Consider the following 14,776-nt stretch of genomic DNA (forward strand, 5'->3'; position numbering starts at 1 on the left):
GGGCGCGGTTAGGGGGGTAACCCGGGGCCCCCCACCCCCGCACCCCCCTCGCTGCCCCGGGCGGTGTTTAAAACACGGGGGGGGCCCGGGTCCCGGTGGGGTACGGGGCCCCACCGTCGTCGTACTACAGGGCCACGCCGAGCAGCGCGTCCACGGCGCGGGTGACGACGCCGGGGGCGCCCGGGTCCGTACCGCCCCGCTCCTGCTGCTCCGCGGCCCAGTGGTCCACGGCGGCCAGCGCGGCCGGGGAGTTCAGGTCGTCGGCGAGGGCCTCACGAAGCTCCCCGACGAGCCGGTCCGCGCTCGGCCCGTCGGGCCGGGAGACGGCGGCGCGCCAGCGGTCGAGCCGGTCCACGGCGTCCTGGAGCACCTCGCCCGTCCACTCCCAGTCGGCCCGGTAGTGGTGGGCGAGCAGGGCGAGCCGGATCGCGGCCGGGTCGACGCCGTCACGGCGCAGCTGGGAGACGAAGACCAGGTTGCCCTTGGACTTGGACATCTTCTCGCCGTGCAGCGCCACCATCCCGGCGTGCACATACGCCTTGGCCATGGGGAACTCGCCGGTCAGCACCTGGGCGTGGGAGGCGCCCATCTCGTGGTGCGGGAAGGCGAGGTCGGAGCCGCCGCCCTGGACGTCGAAGCCCATCCCGAGGTGGTCGAGGGCGATGGCGACGCACTCGATGTGCCAGCCGGGCCGGCCGCGGCCGAGCGAACCGCCGTCCCAGCTCGGCTCGCCCTCGCGGGCCGCCATCCACAGCATCGGGTCGACGGGGTTCTTCTTGCCCGGGCGGTCCGGGTCGCCGCCCCGCTCGGCGGAGAGCAGCCGCATCGCGGCGGCGTCCAGGTGGGACACCTGGCCGAAGTGGGGGTCGGCCTCGACGGAGAAGTAGATGTCGCCGTCGAGTTCGTAGGCCGCGCCGAGGTCGCGCAGCCGTTCCACCAGCGGCACGATGCCGGGTATCGCCTCGACGGCGCCGATGTAGTGCTTCGGGGGCAGCATCCGCAGGGCGGTCATGTCCTCGCGGAACAGGGCGGTCTCACGCTCGGCGAGCGCGACCCAGTCGAGGCCGTCGCGGTCCGCCCGCTGCAGGAGTGGGTCGTCGACGTCCGTGACGTTCTGGACGTAATGGACCTGCCGCTTCGTGTCGAGCCACACGCGCTGCACGAGGTCGAACGCGTTGTAGGTCGCCGCGTGACCGATGTGGGTCGCGTCGTACGGGGTGATGCCGCAGACGTAGATACGGGCGACGGGACCGGGGTCGAGGGTGACGAGGCCACCGGTCGCGGTGTCGTGGATCCTCAGGTCGCGGCCCTTGCCAGGCAGGGCGGGGACCTCGGAAGCGGGCCAGGCATGCATGTCATGAGCCTAACCGGACTGGAGTTCCGTATACGAACCGGAGCAGGCCGGATGGCCGGTAAGGCCCTCTTGCGCGACGGGCCCGGATGTGCCCGTCACCGCGGCGGCCGTGCCGTCACACCGGCGGCCACGGAATCGCCGGCCAGTCCCCGTTGGGCTCCGGGTGCACCCCGGCGGCGAGCAGTGCCCCGACTCGCGCGCGCGTGGCGTCGATCTCGGCGTCCGTGATCAGCGTGCCCAGGCGCTCGGCGAGCGCGCCGCCCGCCTTCAGCTCGCCCTGGATCCGCCGGAGGACCTCCACGGCATCGGCGGTGAGCGGCTCGCCGGCCCAGCCCCACAGGAGCGTGCGCAGTTTGTTCTCGACGTTGAAGGTGACCCCGTGGTCGATGCCGTAGAGATGACCGTCCGCGGTCGGAAGCAGGTGGCCGCCCTTGCGGTCGGCGTTGTTGATCACGGCGTCGAGCACGGCGAGCCTGCGCAGCCGCTCGTCGTCGGCGTGCACCAGCAGCGCGGTCCTGCCGTCGCCGACCTCGGCGAACCCGATCGCCTTCCAGCCCGGGGCGGGCTCCTCGGCGTCGACGAGGGCGAGCAACTCGGCGTCCGGGCGCGCCTCGACCCACAGCTGGCACATCCCCTCGCCGTACGGCCCGTCGCGCAGCACGGTGGGCGGGACCAGGCCCCAGCCGGTCGCCTCGGAGACCGCGTACGCCGCGACCTCGCGCCCGGCGAGCGTGCCGTCGGGGAAGTCCCACAGGGGCCGCTCCCCGGCAACGGGTTTGTAGACGCAGGTGGCCTCCTGGCCGTCGTGCGTGATCGTGCAGTACAGCGCCGCGTTGGAGGCGTCACGGATGCGTCCGCGCACGCTCAGCTCGCCGGTGGCGAGCAGTTCCTCGGAGGTCATGCTCCGCGGCGGTATCCGTTCTGGCGCGGGCATACGTGTCCTTCCGGGTCGAGCGGCAGACTGCACAGCGGGCACGGCGGCCGGCCGGCGTTGACGACATCGAGGGCGCGCTTGGCGAAGGCGCGGGCCTGCGCGCCGGTGAGCCGGACCCGCAGCATCGGGGGGCCGTTCTCCTCGTCCTGAAGGAGCCGCTCCTCGGCCTCGGCGAGGTCCTCGTCGGTGTCGGCGTCGAGCTCCACCAGCGCCTGCGCCTCGACGATCATGCGCTGCTCCTCGCCGTCCCAGGCGAGAGCCATGGTGCCGACGCGGAACTCCTCCTCGATGGGGGTCTCCAGCGGGGCGCTGTCGGCGACCTCGCTGGGTGCCATGGCCGGTACGGCGGCGCTGCCGCCGCTGCGCCGCACCACTTCGTCGAGCAGTTCGTCCATGCGCTCGGCGAGCGCTGCGACCTGTGTCTTCTCCAGAGCCACGCTGGTCACCCGGGGGCCCGCGGTGGCCTGGAGGAAGAAGGTACGGCGCCCGGGCAGTCCGACCGTACCGGCCACGAAGCGCTCCGGGGGGTCGTAGAGGAACACCTGACGGGACACGTCCTGTCTCCATTGATCGTGGGTCGACATCGACTTCGTTGACCGACCGGCCGCCGTGCGGTCGCTCGGCTGCGGACAAGTACGGCGTTACTGCGACCGCTTCACCCTACTGCGGGCGACGATCACGGTGCGCCCGCACCACCTCCCACCGGTGCGTCCCCGCCCGGCGGCTCCTCGCGGGGCACCAGGGACGCGAAGTCGCCGGTGTCTCCGAGGCGTACGAGAAACGGCCTGAGACGGGTGTAACGGATCGCGGTGATGGAACACGGTTCTACGGAGATCCGCTGGAAGAGGTCGAGATGAAGTCCGAGTGCGTCGGCGACGAGAGATTTGATGACGTCCCCGTGCGAGCACATCAGGTACACGGCGCCGGCGCCGTGATCGCGCTCCACCCGCGCGTTCCACTCCCGCACCGCCTCGGCGGCCCGGTGCTGCATCGCCCGCATCGACTCGCCGCCCGGGAAGGCGGCCGCCGTCGGGTGGGCCTGGACCACCTCCATCAGGGGCTCGTCCTTGAGTTCGGCGAGCTTGCGGCCGGACCAGTCGCCGTAGTGGCACTCGCCGATCCGCTCGTCGGTGTGGGCGCGCAGCTCGGGACGGGCGTCGAGCAGCGGCCGGACGGTCTCCTGGCAGCGTTGCAGAGGGCTGGTGACGACCTCGGAGATCGGCAGCTCGGCGAGCCGGCCGGGCAGTGCGGCGGCCTGCGCGGTGCCGCGCTCATCGAGGGCGACGCCGGGCGTCCAGCCGGCGAGCAGTCCCTCGGTGTTGGCGGTGGAACGTCCGTGCCGGACGAGGATCAGCGTGGGCATGCGGCCCAGGGTAGGCGCAGGCCCGGGTGCGACGTCCTTGCGGTGACGGGAGAACACGCTCTGTGATCGTCGACTGTGCCATCTACCGTGACGGACACCGGACGGAGGGCCCCGAGGACCTCTCGGACGCCCTGGCCGAGGCGCGAGCGGTCGGCGGATTCGTGTGGATCGGCCTGCACGAGCCGAGCGAGCGGGAGTTCGATCTGGTCACCGAGGAGTTCTCGCTGCATCCGCTGTCCGTCGAGGACGCCCTCAAGGCGCACCAGCGGCCCAAGCTGGAGGTGTACGACGACTCGCTCTTCGTGGTCCTGAAGCCGGTCGTCTACGAGCCGGAGAGCGACGCCGTCTCCACCGGCGAGGTGATGATCTTCCTCGGTGACGCCTTCGTGGTGACCGTCCGGCACGGGGTGGGCTCCCCGCTGGCCGCCGTGCGCCGACGGCTGGAGCAGGAGCCGGAGCTGCTCGGGAAGGGCCCCACCGCGGTGCTGTACGCGGTCGCCGACGCGACGGTGGACCACTACGTGGAGGTGTCGGCCGAGTTGCAGACCGACCTGGAGGAGCTGGAGGCGGACGTCTTCTCGCCGGACAGCGGAGGATCGCGGCACTCGGCGTCCCGTATCTACGGCTTCAAGCGGCAGATCATGGAGTTCCGCCGGGCGACCGGGCCCCTGGCCGTGCCGCTGAACCGGCTCGCGGGGGTGGAAACGCTCGGCGGTTCCGTGCCCTTCGTCGACGACAAGGCGCGGCCGTTCTTCCGCGACGTGAACGACCACCTCACGCGGGTGAACGAGTCGGTGGAGGGCCTGGACCGGCTGGTGTCGGACGTCCTGTCGGCGCATCTGGCGCAGATGAGCGTCCGGCAGAACGACGACATGCGGAAGATCTCCGCGTGGGCGGCCATGGCGGCCATCCCGACGATGATCGCCGGGATCTACGGCATGAACTTCGAGCACATGCCGGAACTCCGCTGGGTGTGGGCCTACCCGGCGGTCATCGCGGTCATGGCCGCCATGGAGGTGCTGCTCTACCGGACGTTCAAGCGGCGGGGCTGGATGTGAGGGACCCGGTCGTCAGGCGAACTCGGGGGCGGTGGCGGTCGGGCCGCCAAGGGCGTCGCGGCGTTCCGGCATCTTCAGGCTCACCATGCGCCGCCAGCCGCCGAGTCGCTCGTACCCGTACACGGCGTGGATCCCGAACGCGAGCACCGCGGCCTTCGGGCGGGACCAGCCGAGGATGCGGCCCATGCGGGCCATGACCGCGAGGCTGACGTCCCGGTAGACGCGGATCTCGGCGAGCGCGCTCTCGCGCAGGGTGCGCCGGATGTCCCGGCCGTGCCCGGCGGCGGCCAGGCGCAGCAGTTCCTCGTGCGTGTACGCGAGATGGTTGTCCTCGTCCGCGGAGATCATCCGGACCGCCCTGCCGAGCACCGGGTGGTCCGTGAAGTGCTTCTTCAGCATCATCATCTCTTCGGCGGCGCGCTGTTCGGTGACGCGGCTGTGGGCGAGGTAGGTGATGATGTCCCGCACGGTGAGCGGCTGGTCCGCCCTCAGCTTCTCGTGCGCGAGGCCGATGCCCTGCTTCTCGAGCAGCATCGTGTAGTCGGTCTCCGGCGGGACCTCGACGGGTTCGAGGCCGCGTTTCTTGAGCAGGGCGTTGAAGATCCGCCCGTGCTTGTCCTCGTCCGCACCGTGGCGAGTGATCTTGGGGGCGAGGGCGCGCTCGCTCGCGGGCACGAGCGCGGCGATGCGGGCGTTCTCCCAGCCGCCCTGCGCCTCACCGCTGGCCGCGATGGAGCAGAACAGCCTGAACGACTGGTCGTTGTCGAGGATCTCCTGGAACAGACTCCTGGCCGAAAGCATCTGAGAGCACCTCTCTGCAGAATTCCGCAAAGAACGAGTCAAATGCCCCCGCGGACCCACGGCAACAGCTGTGCCGGACAACTCCACCGAAAGACGGACCGACGGGCGGGCGTCGGGAGCGTAACCGCGCGTGGGCCGGCGCGTTGTTCCCGGTGACGGCCGTGGCGGGGAAGACCCCCGAGCCCCCACCACGGCCGTAGAGACTTCCCCGGGCCGGGTACGGCGCGTTACGCCAGTCCCGCCAGCTCCAGCGCCTCGGAACCCGCCCGCAGCGAGACCAGCCGCTCCTCCAGGGTGAAGCCCGCGGGAGCCAGCGACAGCGTCGTGACCCCGGCCGCCGCGTAGGCCTTCATACGGTCGGCGATGCGCTCCACCGAGCCGAGCAGCGTGGTCTGGTCGATCAGTTCGTGCGGTACGGCGGCCGCGGCGCCCTGCTTGTCGCCGGAGAGGTACTTCTCCTGGATCTCGGCTGCCTGCTGCTCGTAGCCCATGCGCCGGGCGAGCTGGTTGTAGAAGTTCTGCTTGGGGCTTCCCATGCCGCCCACGTACAGGGCGGTGTAGGGGCGGAAGGTGTCGGCGAGGGCGGTCACGTCCTTGTCGTCACCGACGGCGAGGGGGAGGGTCGGGCAGACGTCGAAGCCGTCCATGGTCCTGCCCGCCTTCTCACGCCCGGCGCGCAGGTGCCTGATCGCGGTGTCCTCCAGGTGCTCGGCGGACGGGAAGATCAGCAGGGCGCCGTCGGCGATCTCACCGGTCTGCTCGAGGTTCTTGGGCCCGATCGCGGCGATGTACAGCGGGATGTGCTCGCGCTGCGGGTGGACGGTGAGCTTGATCGGCTTGCCGGGACCGCCGGGCAGGGGCAGCGTCCAGTGCTCGCCGTCGTAGCTGAGCCGTTCGCGGGTCATGGCCTTGCGGACGATCTCGACGTACTCGCGCGTGCGGGCCAGCGGCTTGTCGAACTTGACGCCGTACCAGCCCTCGGAGACCTGCGGGCCGGAGACGCCGAGGCCGAGGCGGAAGCGGCCGCCGGACAGCGAGTCCAGGGTCGCGGCGGTCATCGCGGTCATCGCGGGCTGGCGGGCCGGGATCTGGAAGATGGCCGAGCCGACGTCGATGCGCTCCGTCTGGGCGGCGACCCAGCTGAGCACGGTGGCGGCGTCGGAGCCGTACGCCTCGGCGGCCCAGCAGACGGCGTACCCGAGGCGGTCGGCCTCCTGGGCCACGGCGAGATTGTCCGCGTCCATTCCGGCGCCCCAGTAGCCGAGGTTGATCCCGAGCTGCATGGCCTTCCCCTTACTCATCAGTAACGTCCCTTGTGGCGTCGACACTAGCGTGGGCGCCGGGGATCGCCCAGGCCACGGGTGGAGTCACGGGCGCGCCGTCCGGCAACCGGGGCCCCGATCACGTGAAGCGGTTGTCCACAGGCAACCCACGGCACCAGGTGTGGCCAGTAATCTCGGCGGACATGGAGCAGAGGCATCTCGGCCGTACCGGCCTGCGTGTGTCCCGGATCGGACTCGGCACCCTGACCTGGGGGCGGGACACCGACGAGCATGATGCCGCGGACCTGCTGAAGACCTTCTGGGAGGCGGGCGGGACGCTCGTCGACACGGCGGACGTCTACGGGAACGGCGAGTCCGAGTATCTGCTCGGCCGCCTGATGGAAGGACTCGTGCCGCGACGGGACCTGGTGCTGTCGACCAAGGCCGGAAGCGTGCCGGACCCGGACCGGCGCTTCGACGGGTCACGGGGGCATCTGCTGGCCGCGCTGGACGCCTCGCTCTCCCGGCTCGGCACCGACTACGTCGACCTGTGGCACATCCACGCCTTCGATCCGCGGACCCCGCTGGAGGAGACGCTCCAGGCGCTGGACCTCGCCGTGAGCAGCGGGCGGGCGCGGTACGCGGGTGTCTCCAACTTCTGCGGCTGGCAGCTCGCCAAGGCGGCGACCTGGCAGCTGGCGGCACCCGGGACGCGCACCCGGCTGGCGAGTACGCAGATGGAGTACTCGCTGCTGCAGCGCGGCGTCGAGCGTGAGGTGCTGCCGGCCGCGCTGGACCTGGGCATAGGACTGCTGCCGTCGTCGCCGCTGGGGCGTGGAGTGCTGACCGGGAAGTACCGGGGCAACGCCCTGCCGCCGGACTCCCGGGGTGCCTCGGACCATCTGGCGCCCTTCGTCGAGCCGTACCTCGACGACACCGCGAGCCGCATCGTGGACGCCCTGTCGACCGCGGCCGACGGGCTGGCGGTCACGCCGCTCCAGGTCGCCCTCGCATGGGTGCGGGACCGGCCCGGGGTGGCCGCGCCGATCGTCGGCGCGCGCACCGCGCAGCAGCTCACGGCGGCGTTGTCGGTGGAGGCCCTTAGTCTTCCTGACGAGATCTGCCGGGCGCTGGACGATGTGTCGGCGCCCGTGCACCGCTATCCCGATCACGACTGGAGCACGCTGTGAGCACGGAGCCGGAGACCACCGGGGACGCCGAGCCGAGGAAGCCGGACGCCACGGAGACCGAGGCTGCGACAGCCGAGCCGGCGGAAGACGGGGGTGGGCAGCCGGCCCGGGCGGCAGAGGATGGGGGCGGTGAGGCCACCGAGGCAGCGGGGGCCGGCGGTGAGACCGCTGAGGCGGTGGAGGCTGAGACCGGTGAGGGCCCCGAGGCGGCGGGGGCCGGGGCAGATGAGATCCCCGAGGCGGCGGGAGCCGGGGGCGGTGTCCCCGGACGGGCGGGGACCAGGGCCGGTGAGACTTCCGGAGCCGTGGAGACCGGCGCCGGTGAGGCGCCCGAGGCCGCGGGGGCCGGGGGCGGTGAGGCGGACGAGGCCGCGGCCGAGCTGGCTGCTCAGCGAGTGGAGCGGGAGCGGATCGAGCGGCGCAAGGCGGAGAAGCAGGCGCCCGTCGCGGCGGGCGCGAAGCTCAGCGGGAAGGCGGCCGAACTGCTCGCGGCCGTGCGGGCGGTGGAGAGCGGGGCGAAGCCGCCCGCCACGGTGTTCGAGGAGCCGCCGCCGCGGCGCCAGGCCCCGGAGCCGGTGCGGCGGACGCAGCCGGTGGTGCCGGTCCCGGTGGGCGCGCCGGCGCCCGAGGCCGTCGAGGGCGTGCGGCGGGTGCTGAGCGACGGGGGTGCCCCCGAGACGCTCGCCGTGCAGGCAGCCGCCGTCCTGGGTGAGGGAGCGGACGAGCGGCTGCGGGCGGACCCCTGGCAGTTGCTGCGGGTCGGTGGGGTGCGGCCGGAGCAGGCCGACGGTTTCGCACGGGCGCTGCTGGGGCCGGAATGCGGGCCGGGCGACGAGCGACGGGGGCGTGCGGTCACCGTGTGGCTCCTGGAGCAGGCGGCGCTCGCCGGGCACACCGCGCTGGAGATGCCCGTCCTGACCGCGGCGCTGGCTCAGCGGGGGGTGCCGGATCCGGCGGAGTCGGTGCAGGGGGCGCTCGCCGAAGGGGATGCCCTGGCCTTCCAGGACGGGTTGGACGAGAACGAGGCCGAGGCCGAGGCCGATGCGCCGGGCGAGGGCGCCGGCGAGGTCCAGGACGGGGAGCGTCCTGTGCGGGTCCTCGTCGGGCTGGAGCGTTACGCGCTCGCCGAGGAAAGTCTGGCCGACGGTCTGGCCCGGCTGATCAACTCCGCGCCCAAGGAGGACGGTTCGGGCGAGGCCTGGGAGCGGGCGGCAGCCGGTGCCCAGGGGGCCGCCGCCGAGCTCGTCCGGGCGGTCGCCGGCCACGGGCTGGTGCTGCACACCGGCGGCGAGGCGTCGCTGGCCGAGGCGGCGGAGCTGGTGCGGGCGGCGCGTGGGCTCGGGCTGCGGGCCTGGGCCGCCGCACACGGTCCCGCCGGCCGGGGACGGTTCGCGGCGCTGGTCGACGGACCGGAGGCGTGCGTGACGACTGTCGCCGGACTGCTGGCCGGGGCGGAGGGGCCGGGGCGTGACTCCGACGGCGCGCTCGACCTCGATCTCCTCGTCGTCCTCGACGCACCCCAGCTCGACGTGGAGGCGGCGGCGCTGCTCGTCGAGTCGCTGCCCGACGGGGCCCGGCTGGTGCTGGCGGGCGACCCGGGGGTGCTGTGGTCGATCGGTCCCGGGCGGGTCTTCGCCGATCTGCTGGCGGTGCGCACGTGCCCCCACGTCGCCTCGCGGCGGCCGGATCCCGGTCCGCTCGGAGAGCTGGTGTCGGGCATCGGCGCGGGCGAGCTGCTCCAGGTCGAGGCGCCCGGCAAGGAGGTCGTGATCGTGCCGGTGCGGGACGCGGGAGAGGCCGTGCACCGGACCGTGCAGCTCGTCGCCGACTCGGTGCCGCGGGCGATCGGGGTGCCGTCCGAACAGACGGTGGTCGTCACGCCGGGGCACGGGGGCGCGGCCGGCACGCGGGTGCTGAACGCCGCACTGAAGGAGCGGCTCAACCCCGGCCCGGGACGCTTCGGGGGCTTCGATCCCGGCGACCGTGTCGCCTACTCCCCCGCGCCGGGCCGTACGCTGCCGGGTCACGTGGTCGGGGCCGACGCCGAGGGACTGCGTCTGTCGTGCGCCGGGGACGCCGTGGTCGTGCCGAAGGAGCGGGTGGAGCAGTCCGTGCGGCACGGCTGGGCCCTGACCGCGCACCAGGCGGTGGGGACCCGCTGGCCCGCAGTGGTCACGGTCCTGCCCGGCGATGCGGCCCAGGCGCTGAGCCGCCCCTGGGTGTACACGGCCTTCGGCCGCGCGGAACGCCACCTGTCGGTGGTCCACGGGGTGGACCAGGCGCTGCCGAGGGCGGTCGCGGAGATCCCGGCGAAGCCCCGCACGACCCGCTTGCCGGAACTGCTGGAGGCACAGGTACCGGCGGAGGGCTGAAGCGGGCGGCCGGCGGCGACGCGGCGCGCGCGACCGAGGGCCCGCGCGCGCCGCACCACACCGCAGGCCCCCGCGGAACGGCGAGGCCGGCGCGGGTCGTCCGCCGCCACCGACGGCGGAGGTCACCGCGCTCGGCAACCACCTATGGGTCCGCCGCGCGTCCGGGCACCGGGCACCGGTGGCGAGCCGTCGGTGGCCGGGACGACGTGGCGGCCGCGGGGTGACCCCGTGGCCGCCGGTCGGTGTTCCTCGCGTGCCTGGTCAGCGACGATCCGCGTCCAGGGGTTCCAGGTCCTCGTCCTCGTCCAGGTCCAGTTCGTCCTCAAGATGCCCGGGGATGTCCTCGTCGTCGGGCTCGTCGTCGTCGAAGACGGCGCTGACGTCGAAGCGGCAGACCACGCTCTGCGGGTCGACGGCCTCGAACGGGGCCTCCAGCCACTCGCCGGGGTCGGCGGACTCCTCGGTCGCCGTCACCCACAGCGTGGAGTCGCCCTCCTCCAGGCCGAACTCCTTGTGCCGGGAGGCGATCTCGTCCGGCTCGAATTCCCCGAAGAGGATGCCCAGCGCCCCGTGGATCGTGCTCGCGGTCTCCGCGTCCGTACTGTCCTCGTCCGCCGCCTCGATCCGCTGGGCCTGCGCCAGCAGCCGCTGTGGCTCCGCCACCGCGTAGTCGCGGCGGATCAGCACACTCAAGGCGTTCGGTTCCTCGGGCCCGGTGTACGGCGGCAGCGTGTCCTCCGCGCCGGGGATCTCGAAGGGCGTGACCTCGTCGTAACGGTCGTAGAGCAGCTCGTCGTACGCCTCTGCGGCCGCGGCCAGCTTGTTGAACGCCTCGTAGACGGCCGGGTCGTCCTCCCCCGACCTGCGTTCGACCGCCGCGAGATGACGGTCGAGCGCGGTCTTGACCGCCTCGGCGGCGGCGCGTACCTCGGCAGCGGTGGGCTGCGCAGCATCAGACATAGAGCAGACGCTATCCGTACCGGGCCGTTGCCCGCACAATAGATGCGATGCCGGAATACGAATTTGTCGACGTGTACGTCCCGCGCGGGGTCTCCCGCAAGGACGCGACACGCCTGCTGACGGACCATGCAGAGTACGGACACTGGGAGTTGCACCGCCTGAGCCTGCTGCGCGACGGCAGCCGCAGGGTGCGGCTGCGCCGGCGGATCATCCGCCAGGTACGGGCCACGTGGTGAGCTGAGGCGTCGGAGACGGAGCGGAGCGGGCCCCGCCGGGTGCGGGACCCGCTCCGCCTGCCGTTCATCGCCGTGTACGCGCGGACGCGCTACGCCGAGGCGCGCGCCCTGCGGTACAGAACGGCGCCCGCCAGCAGCGCCCCCGCGCTCAGCGAGACGGCCGCGCCCATCGGCAGCTCGCTGCCGGTCTGTGCCAGCTGGGAGCCGCCGCCGAGGTGGGTGACGGCCGCGGCGCCGGAGCGGTCATCGCTCCGGGAGCCGGAGCCGTCCCCGGCGGGGCCGCTGTCGCCCCGGGTGCCGGAGTCGGCGTCGACGCCGTGGTCGTCCGGCGTACCGGGCTGTCCGGGCGTGCCCGGCTCACCGGAGTCCCCCGGGCCGCCCGGCGTCCCCGGCGGGGTCGTGCCGTCGCCGTCTCCCCCCGGCGGCGTGGTGTGACCGTCGCCGCCACCACCGTTCACGCAGTCCTGGCCCACGGCGGCGTTGCCGACGCCGATGACGTCGACGGTGTTGCCGCAGACGTTGACCGGTACGTGGACCGGCACCTGGATGTGGTTCCCGGAGCCCACGCCGGGCGAGCCCTCGGCCTGCCCGTCCGCGTGCGCCCCGGTGCCGGAGGAGCCGTGGTCACCGGAGCCGCCGTGACCGTCGTCACCGTAGCCGCCCGGCGTCCCGCCGCCTCCGCCCCGGTTGGCGCAGGAGTTGCCGACCGCCGGGTTCAGGATGCCGACGACGCTGATGGTGTTGCCGCAGACGTTGACCGGCACGTGCACCGGTACCTGCACCGTGTTGCCGGACAGCACGCCCGGTGAGCTGGAACTGGAGCCGCTCGCGCCCGAGTCGGCGTGGGCGTGGCCGCTCGCGGCGGCGATCACGCCGGTCGCCGCCGCCACGGTCATCAATCCCTTGCGGGTGCCCTGTCGCATTGCTGAATTCCTGCCTTTCCCCCTCTTGACCTACGTGAAAAGACCGGTCGGCCCCGGAGCGCATGGCGCGCGCTCCGGGACCGACGGCGTGGACGACCTCAGAAAAGGAGCGTCACTTGTTGATGCAGGTGTTGCCGAAGGCGGGGTTCAGCAGCCCGATCACCGAGATCGTGTTGCCGCAGACGTTCACGGGAACGTGCACGGGAACCTGAATCACGTTGCCGGACACGACACCCGGGGAACCCACGGCGGCACCCTGGGCACCGGAGTCGGCGACGGCGAGGCCCGCGCCCGCGAGAACCAGACCACCGGTGGCTGCCGCAGCGGCGACGACCTTCTTGATCATTATTCCTCCTTGTTGGCAATGCGATCACAAGTAGCTGATCGCATCACCAGTAACGAGGAGGAACTAATAGGGCTACGACCTGATGAGCGCATTCACTCCCTACGGTCACGCCGGGCACACGTGGGCGAATACTGCAGTGTCGTTTCAGTGGGCCAATTCAGGACGCATCGATGAAGCGGTCGAGCACGCGTACGCCGAACTGCAGCCCCTCCACCGGCACCCGCTCGTCGACGCCGTGGAACATCCCGGCGAAGTCCAGCTCCGGCGGCAGCTTCAGCGGCGCGAAGCCGAAGCAGCGGATGCCGAGGTCGTCGAAGGACTTGGCGTCGGTGCCGCCGGAGAGCATGTACGGCACGGCCCGCGCGATCGGGTCCTCGGCGCTGAGCGCGCTCTGCATGGCGTCGACGAGCTTGCCGTCGAAGTCGGTCTCCAGCGCCTTGTCGGCGTGCACGTCCTCCCGCCGGACGCGGGGGCCGAGCAGCCGGTCGAGGTCGGCGAGGAACTCCTGCTCGTGGCCGGGCAGGAACCGGCCGTCGACGTGCGCGGTGGCCTGGCCCGGGATGACGTTGACCTTGTAGCCGGCGCCGAGCATGGTGGGCGCGGCCGAGTTGCGCAGGGTCGCGCCGATCATCTTGGCGATGCCGCCGAGCTTGGCGAGGGTCTCGTCCATGTTCTCGGGGTCGAGCTCGACCCCGAGGGCGTCGGAGAGCTCGTCGAGGAAGGACCGCACGGTCTTGGTGACCCGCACCGGCCAGGTGTGCCGGCCGACCCGCCCCACCGCCTCGCACAGCTCGGTGATCGCGTTGTCGGTGTTGGTCATCGAGCCGTGCCCGGCGGTGCCGTCCACGGTGAGCCGCATCCAGTGCATGCCCTTCTGGGCTGTCTCGACCAGGTAGAGCCGCAGCTGCTCGTTGACGGTGAAGGAGAAGCCGCCGACCTCGCCGATGCCCTCGCTCACGCCCTCGAACAGCTCGGGGTGCTTGTCGACCAGGTACCGCGCGCCCCAGGTGCCCCCGGCCTCCTCGTCGGCGAGGAAGGCGAGCACGATGTCGCGCGGGGGCCTGCGCCCGCTGCGCAGCCGGTCCCGGACGACCGCGAGGGTCATCGCGTCCATGTCCTTCATGTCGACGGCCCCGCGGCCCCACACGCAGCCGTCCGCGATCTCGCCGGAGAAGGGGTGGTGGGTCCAGTCGGCCGCGTTGGCCGGCACCACGTCGAGATGGCCGTGGATGAGCAGCGCGGGCCGGGACGGGTCCTCGCCCTCGATCCGGGCCACGGTGGAGGCGCGGCCCTTGTGGGACTCGATGATCCGCGGTTCGAGGCCCACCTCGGCGAGCTTGCCGGCGACGTACTCGGCCGCCTCGCGCTCACCGGGCCCCGAGTGGTCGCCGTAGTTGCTGGTGTCGATCCGGATCAGCTCGCGGCAGAGGTCGACGACCTCGTCCTCGCCGGTGACGCCTTCGGCCGTGCCCGTGTCACTCACGCCGCTTCCTTCCGCAGTCGCCGCTGGTGGTCCCCCTCATCCTCCCCCCGACCCCGCCCCCTCCCCAAGACCGCGCCCGGCCCGTCACAGGGCGTTCACGGCGATCCGGGCCGCGCGGGGGTGTGATCAGCCACCCCCGAAAGCCTGGTAATGTTTACGTCGTCGCCGCGGGGGAAACCCAGCGCGACAGACACCTTGTCCGGGTGGCGGAATGGCAGACGCGCTAGCTTGAGGTGCTAGTGCCCTTTATCGGGCGTGGGGGTTCAAGTCCCCCCTCGGACACCAGCTCGGACCCCTGTTCACCAGGGGTCTTCTGCTTTTCCGGGAGGGCTCGCCCGGCGCTGTGTGGGCCATCTCTCGCCGACCGGGAGGATCCCGAGGTCACGGCCCCCGGCACTCCGTGCCGAGCGGCCCGAACGGCCCCTCCAGGTGGCCGCCGAACAACGACGAACCTAACGTCGTACTAAAATTTCCGGCTTGTTACGGAGCTGGAG

At 72.4% G+C, this 14,776-nt stretch carries 14 protein-coding genes and 1 tRNA gene; 5 read left to right on the forward strand and 10 right to left on the reverse strand.

Annotated elements, in window-relative coordinates; all coding sequences use genetic code 11:
* Positions 1–124: 124 nt before the first annotated feature.
* The 4 genes from mshC to ACIHCM_RS20015 form a co-directional block, all read right to left on the reverse strand.
* Positions 125–1,354 (reverse strand): cysteine--1-D-myo-inosityl 2-amino-2-deoxy-alpha-D-glucopyranoside ligase, encoded by a 1,230-nt coding sequence (gene mshC / locus ACIHCM_RS20000; RefSeq protein ID WP_399897503.1) that lies wholly within the window; start codon positions 1,352–1,354, stop codon positions 125–127.
* A gap of 115 nt (positions 1,355–1,469) precedes the next feature.
* The gene (locus tag ACIHCM_RS20005; protein ID WP_399897506.1) at positions 1,470–2,288 is read right to left on the reverse strand and encodes an SCO1664 family protein; all 819 of its coding nucleotides are present in this window, start codon (positions 2,286–2,288) and stop codon (positions 1,470–1,472) included.
* Positions 2,252–2,842: a DUF3090 domain-containing protein gene (locus ACIHCM_RS20010; protein WP_399897510.1), complete on the reverse strand. Its 591-nt coding sequence runs from the start codon at positions 2,840–2,842 to the stop codon at positions 2,252–2,254. The genes ACIHCM_RS20005 and ACIHCM_RS20010 overlap by 37 nt, the downstream gene beginning before the upstream one ends.
* A gap of 122 nt (positions 2,843–2,964) precedes the next feature.
* The gene (locus tag ACIHCM_RS20015; RefSeq protein WP_399897513.1) at positions 2,965–3,651 is read right to left on the reverse strand and encodes a histidine phosphatase family protein; all 687 of its coding nucleotides are present in this window, start codon (positions 3,649–3,651) and stop codon (positions 2,965–2,967) included.
* 62 nt (positions 3,652–3,713) lie between these two features.
* Here ACIHCM_RS20015 and corA point away from each other — a divergent pair, with 62 nt between their 5' ends.
* Complete coding sequence (corA, locus tag ACIHCM_RS20020; protein WP_399897516.1) at positions 3,714–4,709, forward strand: magnesium/cobalt transporter CorA; 996 nt, start codon at positions 3,714–3,716, stop codon at positions 4,707–4,709.
* A 12-nt stretch (positions 4,710–4,721) separates the two neighbouring features.
* Here the strand turns inward: corA and ACIHCM_RS20025 are convergent, their stop codons facing one another.
* Positions 4,722–5,510, reverse strand: coding sequence for a ferritin-like domain-containing protein (locus ACIHCM_RS20025; RefSeq protein WP_399897519.1), 789 nt, complete (start codon positions 5,508–5,510; stop codon positions 4,722–4,724).
* Positions 5,511–5,737: 227 nt separating this feature from the next.
* Entirely contained in the window at positions 5,738–6,793 is a 1,056-nt protein-coding gene (locus ACIHCM_RS20030) for an LLM class F420-dependent oxidoreductase (protein WP_399897869.1), read from the reverse strand.
* Between the two features lie 182 nt (positions 6,794–6,975).
* Between ACIHCM_RS20030 and ACIHCM_RS20035 the strand changes: the two genes are divergently transcribed.
* Entirely contained in the window at positions 6,976–7,962 is a 987-nt protein-coding gene (locus tag ACIHCM_RS20035) for an aldo/keto reductase (RefSeq protein ID WP_399897522.1), read from the forward strand.
* Complete coding sequence (locus ACIHCM_RS20040) at positions 7,959–10,334, forward strand: helix-hairpin-helix domain-containing protein (RefSeq protein ID WP_399897525.1); 2,376 nt, start codon at positions 7,959–7,961, stop codon at positions 10,332–10,334. Before ACIHCM_RS20035 ends, ACIHCM_RS20040 begins: the two co-directional genes overlap by 4 nt.
* 261 nt (positions 10,335–10,595) lie before the next feature.
* On the opposite strand, the gene ACIHCM_RS20045 is transcribed toward ACIHCM_RS20040, so the two are convergent.
* The gene (locus ACIHCM_RS20045; RefSeq protein WP_399897528.1) at positions 10,596–11,294 is read right to left on the reverse strand and encodes a hypothetical protein; all 699 of its coding nucleotides are present in this window, start codon (positions 11,292–11,294) and stop codon (positions 10,596–10,598) included.
* A gap of 47 nt (positions 11,295–11,341) precedes the next feature.
* Between ACIHCM_RS20045 and ACIHCM_RS20050 the strand changes: the two genes are divergently transcribed.
* Positions 11,342–11,530, forward strand: a complete 189-nt coding sequence (locus ACIHCM_RS20050) for a DUF5703 family protein (RefSeq protein WP_043499282.1) — start codon at positions 11,342–11,344, stop codon at positions 11,528–11,530.
* Between the two features lie 89 nt (positions 11,531–11,619).
* On the opposite strand, the gene ACIHCM_RS20055 is transcribed toward ACIHCM_RS20050, so the two are convergent.
* The 3 genes from ACIHCM_RS20055 to ACIHCM_RS20065 all read right to left on the reverse strand — a co-directional run bounded on the left by ACIHCM_RS20055 (position 11,620) and on the right by ACIHCM_RS20065 (position 14,282).
* Entirely contained in the window at positions 11,620–12,453 is an 834-nt protein-coding gene (locus tag ACIHCM_RS20055; protein WP_399897532.1) for a chaplin, read from the reverse strand.
* 112 nt (positions 12,454–12,565) lie between these two features.
* Positions 12,566–12,799: a chaplin ChpH gene (gene chpH / locus ACIHCM_RS20060; protein WP_187750569.1), complete on the reverse strand. Its 234-nt coding sequence runs from the start codon at positions 12,797–12,799 to the stop codon at positions 12,566–12,568.
* Positions 12,800–12,956: 157 nt separating this feature from the next.
* Positions 12,957–14,282, reverse strand: coding sequence for a M20/M25/M40 family metallo-hydrolase (locus ACIHCM_RS20065; protein ID WP_399897535.1), 1,326 nt, complete (start codon positions 14,280–14,282; stop codon positions 12,957–12,959).
* A gap of 197 nt (positions 14,283–14,479) precedes the next feature.
* Here ACIHCM_RS20065 and ACIHCM_RS20070 point away from each other — a divergent pair.
* A tRNA-Leu gene (locus ACIHCM_RS20070) sits at positions 14,480–14,567 on the forward strand.
* The last annotated feature ends 209 nt before the right edge of the window (positions 14,568–14,776 follow it).

This window comes from Streptomyces sp. NPDC052023, assembly GCF_044548465.1.
Lineage (GTDB): Bacteria > Actinomycetota > Actinomycetes > Streptomycetales > Streptomycetaceae > Streptomyces.

Excerpts from the sequence above, each read along its gene's own strand:
- ACIHCM_RS20035 (WP_399897522.1), top strand. The coding sequence starts at position 6,976 with ATGGAGCAGAGGCATCTCGGCCGTACCGGCCTGCGTGTGTCCCGGATC.
- ACIHCM_RS20015 (WP_399897513.1), bottom strand. The coding sequence starts at position 3,651 with ATGCCCACGCTGATCCTCGTCCGGCACGGACGTTCCACCGCCAACACC.
- ACIHCM_RS20050 (WP_043499282.1), top strand. The coding sequence starts at position 11,342 with ATGCCGGAATACGAATTTGTCGACGTGTACGTCCCGCGCGGGGTCTCC.
- ACIHCM_RS20030 (WP_399897869.1), bottom strand. The coding sequence starts at position 6,793 with ATGCAGCTCGGGATCAACCTCGGCTACTGGGGCGCCGGAATGGACGCG.
- ACIHCM_RS20025 (WP_399897519.1), bottom strand. The coding sequence starts at position 5,510 with ATGCTTTCGGCCAGGAGTCTGTTCCAGGAGATCCTCGACAACGACCAG.
- mshC (WP_399897503.1), bottom strand. The coding sequence starts at position 1,354 with ATGCATGCCTGGCCCGCTTCCGAGGTCCCCGCCCTGCCTGGCAAGGGC.
- ACIHCM_RS20005 (WP_399897506.1), bottom strand. The coding sequence starts at position 2,288 with ATGCCCGCGCCAGAACGGATACCGCCGCGGAGCATGACCTCCGAGGAA.
- chpH (WP_187750569.1), bottom strand. The coding sequence starts at position 12,799 with ATGATCAAGAAGGTCGTCGCCGCTGCGGCAGCCACCGGTGGTCTGGTT.
- ACIHCM_RS20055 (WP_399897532.1), bottom strand. The coding sequence starts at position 12,453 with ATGCGACAGGGCACCCGCAAGGGATTGATGACCGTGGCGGCGGCGACC.
- ACIHCM_RS20045 (WP_399897528.1), bottom strand. The coding sequence starts at position 11,294 with ATGTCTGATGCTGCGCAGCCCACCGCTGCCGAGGTACGCGCCGCCGCC.